We start from the raw sequence: 3968 nt of genomic DNA, 5'->3' as shown, positions 1-3968 counted from the left end.
GTATTGAAACAGGCTGGATCAGTAGCGAAGGCCCTTTTATTACTAAATTTGAGGAACAGTTTAGTAAATATATTGGTAGTTCGTACGGAATTGCGGTTAGTAACGGTTCTGCAGCCTTAGATATTGCGATTAAAGCTTTAAATATTGGCCATGGAGACGAAGTAATTATGCCTACTTTCACGATTATCTCTCCAGCGCAATCTGTGGTTACCGCTGGTGCGTTGCCAGTTTTAGTAGATAGTGATCCAATCACTTGGAATATGGATGTGACCCAAATTGAGTCCAAAATAACCGCTCGTACGAAGGCGATTTTGGTAGTACACATTTACGGTCTCCCAGTTGATATGGATCCCATATTAGCATTGGCAAAAAAATATAAGCTAAAAATAATCGAAGATGCAGCAGAAATGCACGGCCAAACCTATAAAGGCAAAATGTGCGGTAGTTTTGGTGACATCAGCATTTTTAGTTTTTATCCAAATAAACATATTACTACCGGCGAAGGCGGTATGCTCCTCACTAACAGCCGAGAGCTGGCGGATAGATGTAAAAAACTCCGGAACCTGTGCTTTGAGCCTGATGGTCCTCGCTTTGTCCATCACGAAATAGGCTGGAACTACCGAATGACAAACCTACAGGCAGCCCTAGGTTTGGCCCAGCTAGAACAACTTGAAGGTTTTATAATCAAGAAAAGAGAAATAGGTGCAAGCTACCAACAAGGGCTTTCTTTCTTACGAGAAAAAGGGTACCAGCTGCCTCTTGCAAAAACAGATTTTAGTAAGAATATTTATTGGATATTCGGTTTGATTGCACCAACCTTAGCCGAAAAAGAAAACATAATAGCGCATCTCACCAAAAACAAAATCGGTACCCGGCCTTTCTTTTGGTGCATGCATGAACAACCTGTATTTCAAAAAATGGGGTTGTTCAAAAATGAAAATTATCCTGTTGCAGAAAGGTTAGCTAGAAATGGCTTTTATTTGCCAAGTGGTTTGGGCCTTACAGAAGAAGAAGCTAACCAAGTAGTAAAAATAATCTTAAATGGAAAAATTTAAAATTGCTGTTTGGGCTGACAAAGAGACATCTCCGCATAATGGAGGCTCATTCACTTATCCTGAAGCGCTGATTACAAATATCGACACTTTCGAGTTTGATCCTGAGTTAGAAATTGTATTTACTGGCTTTTTAAAAGATAGCAAATTCAAAAAACCTTATATTAAACTTGAAAGCGAGGAAAGTTTTTTAAGCAGAAAACTAAGCAACTTATTCCATAAATTATTTCGTTGTGACGTGAATCTTACCGGAAGATCTAGAAGGAAGCGAAAACAAATCAATTTTGATATCCTGAAAAAGAATAGGGTAAAATTGATTTTCTATCCCGTTAATTTCATGCAGTATACAGACTTCCCATTTATTGTTAACAATTGGGATTTAGGACAACTTAGCACCTATGTTTTTGATGAATTTGCCTATACCTTCGATAGTAGGGAACAATATTTTACATTGATAAAAAAGGCGCTCTTTATTTGCGCCGATTCTGAAGCAGGTAAGATAGAAATGATCAATTACCTCAATTATTTCCCCAATAAAATCAAAGTATTGCCATTTTTCCCTGCGAGTTTTGTTGGATCCGAAACCACTCCCGTAAAACCTGATTTCATGGGGCAGAGTGATGAATATTTCTTCTATCCTGCCGCTTTTGGCGCACATAAAAATCATTATGGACTGATTATGGCCTTTAAGCAGTTTTTGGATAAGTATCCTCAAGTAAAACTGGTATTTACCGGTGGCGATTATAAGAACAAGCTCTATCTTCAAGATTTAGTTAATGAATTAAATATTGCTGATCGCGTTTTTTTTGCTGGATTTGTCGAAAAATCGGTCATCAAATGGCTCTATATGCATTCTTTAGGTTTAGTGATGCCTACATATCTTGGGCCAACCAATATGCCATTGTTGGAAGCACAAGCCTTAAATTGTAGAGTAGCTTGTTCCAATTTTGACGGACATAGGGAGTTATTGGGCGATTATGGCATATATTTCAATCCAGAAAGTACGAATGAAATTCATGACAGCCTCATTCAACTCTACAATTTGCGAAATCAATCGGTAACCCAAAAAGAACTTTCAAAATATAATATTGAAGAGACCATGAAAAAACTAAATCAAATCTTCATTGAGTCGATTAATGTAAGAAGTACATGGGATTATTAGCTTGATGTAGCATGTCAATTTTCGGAAAAATTCGCAGTTTTCTGCACCTTCAAAAGCGAGCGATAAAATACATGAAGGCTTTTGGTATCGAAGGATTAAGTATCTTACGTCAAGTTGAACTGGAAGACAATGATGAACTGATCGTACTTCAACTACCGCGATTAAAGGAAAAAATCTATTTAAGAAAAAACACTTCTGATATTGGGGTATTCCAAGAGATATTTATAGATCAAAATTATGAGGCCTTATTAGATTTAAAAGACCACAATATTGTTGTTGATGCTGGAGCAAATATTGGTCTTTTTGCTTTATACATATTGAAAGAACACCCTAATGCACAGCTTTTCTGTATTGAACCCGAGGATTCAAATTATGAAATGCTCAAAAAAGAATTTCAATTGCTGACATTTATCGTGATTTTAATTTAGACCATATTGATATTCTTAAAATCGACATTGAGGGAAGTGAAAAAGAGCTCTTTGAAAAGAACACCTCATGGCTATCAAAAGTAAAAAACTTAATGATAGAAACCCATGAAGACATGAGACCTGGTAGTACATCATCAGTAATGGATGCGCTATCACCCTATTACTTTGCGTATGTAAAACTTAACAATAATCTTTTTTTCACAACAGTTCTGAACCAATCATGCATTTAAACAGTGAATTATTATTCAAAAAATATGCAAAAACATATTTTAAAAATAACCTAAAAGTTTTAGAGATTGGTCCTGACATGATTCCTTCTAGCTTTTCTACTATGATTGGCAATCCTACTATCACCTGGCATACTTTAAATATAGTGGCGGGCGAGCGAACTAGCAATGCTAAGAATGAGGATTTAGACATTTTGTCGACTGATGAATATAATTATCCGATAGCAAATGATACTTATGATATTATTATTTCTTCTAATGTGCTGGAACATGTACGTAAATTTTGGACCTGGTTTGCTGAATTGAAAAGAATATTAAAACCAGGAGGGCTGATCATTACTATCTCACCAATTAGTTGGCCTTATCATGAAGCTCCGGTAGATTGTTGGAGGATTTATCCCGAAGGAATGGCTGCACTATATGAAGAATTAGGCTTGATGAATGTACTCACACTTTTCGAAAGCTTGGAGAGAGAAAGATTTACAGACCAACCTTACACACCACTTATTCCTTGGGCTTCTACGGTGAATGAAAATAAAATAAGATACATCAAATGGTACAACAGATTATTGGCATTTTTTCCATTTACTAAAGCAATAAGAGCAGGGATTACCATTTCCTATGATCAAATTTCTATTGCGACCAAATAATGTCTAGGTCCTTTGTAACCATTGTTCCGCACATCGAAAACCTTGAACTAAAAAAGGATACTGGTCAAATTCCCTATCAATTTTTTAAAATTTTGGGGTATAATTCAACATTAGTATCTTATTTCCATTCATTAGAAGGAGGTCGAAAAGCCGGCCCATGGAAAAAACCTCCAACTGAAACAAATGTTATTGAGGCTAATTATCCTTATTTAAAAACTGAAGTTCCTGGTTTAAAACTCCACTTTTTACCAAACGAAGGTAGAGGTAAATTTTTTGAACGATCTATTTATGCCTATATCAGGCAGCATGCGAAAGAAATAGAAATCCTCAACTTATTCCATTTTAGCTCTGAGAATAYTTTTTATGCCATTGTATATAAATTTTTTCATCCTCATGGGAAAATTTACCTAAAACTAGATATTGATTTAGATTTCCATAAAAATCAAGCC

Annotated in this window: 6 protein-coding genes; all 6 read left to right on the top strand. The window is 35.7% G+C overall.

Features of this window, described 5'->3' with window-relative positions:
• On the top strand, window positions 1–1055 hold a 1055-nt coding region (locus AC1DND_RS25035; protein WP_477585259.1), incomplete at its 5' end, for a DegT/DnrJ/EryC1/StrS family aminotransferase.
• Complete coding sequence (locus tag AC1DND_RS25030) at window positions 1042–2214, top strand: glycosyltransferase (protein ID WP_477585258.1); 1173 nt, start codon at window positions 1042–1044, stop codon at window positions 2212–2214. The genes AC1DND_RS25035 and AC1DND_RS25030, both read left to right, overlap by 14 nt.
• 71 nt (window positions 2215–2285) lie before the next feature.
• Entirely contained in the window at window positions 2286–2642 is a 357-nt protein-coding gene (locus AC1DND_RS25025) for a hypothetical protein (RefSeq protein WP_477585257.1), read from the top strand.
• On the top strand, window positions 2606–2872 hold the full coding sequence (locus tag AC1DND_RS25020) for an FkbM family methyltransferase (protein WP_477585260.1): 267 nt from the start codon (window positions 2606–2608) through the stop codon (window positions 2870–2872). The genes AC1DND_RS25025 and AC1DND_RS25020 overlap by 37 nt, the downstream gene beginning before the upstream one ends.
• Window positions 2863–3519 carry a class I SAM-dependent methyltransferase gene (locus AC1DND_RS25015; RefSeq protein ID WP_477585256.1) on the top strand — a complete coding sequence of 219 codons (657 nt, stop codon included), beginning with the start codon at window positions 2863–2865 and terminating at the stop codon, window positions 3517–3519. The genes AC1DND_RS25020 and AC1DND_RS25015 overlap by 10 nt, the downstream gene beginning before the upstream one ends.
• A gap of 92 nt (window positions 3520–3611) precedes the next feature.
• Window positions 3612–3968: hypothetical protein (locus AC1DND_RS25010; protein ID WP_477585255.1), on the top strand; the 357-nt coding region annotated here is incomplete at its 3' end.

The sequence above is a fragment of the Pedobacter sp. 01N416 genome (assembly GCF_056399685.1).
The sequence above is the reverse complement of the archived record's forward strand: the minus strand, read 5'-3'. Positions and strand labels throughout refer to the sequence as shown.

Bases quoted from the DNA above. Each gene is read 5' to 3' on its own strand.
- AC1DND_RS25030 (WP_477585258.1), top strand. From the start codon at position 1,042: ATGGAAAAATTTAAAATTGCTGTTTGGGCTGACAAAGAGACATCTCCG.
- AC1DND_RS25025 (WP_477585257.1), top strand. From the start codon at position 2,286: ATGAAGGCTTTTGGTATCGAAGGATTAAGTATCTTACGTCAAGTTGAA.
- AC1DND_RS25015 (WP_477585256.1), top strand. From the start codon at position 2,863: ATGCATTTAAACAGTGAATTATTATTCAAAAAATATGCAAAAACATAT.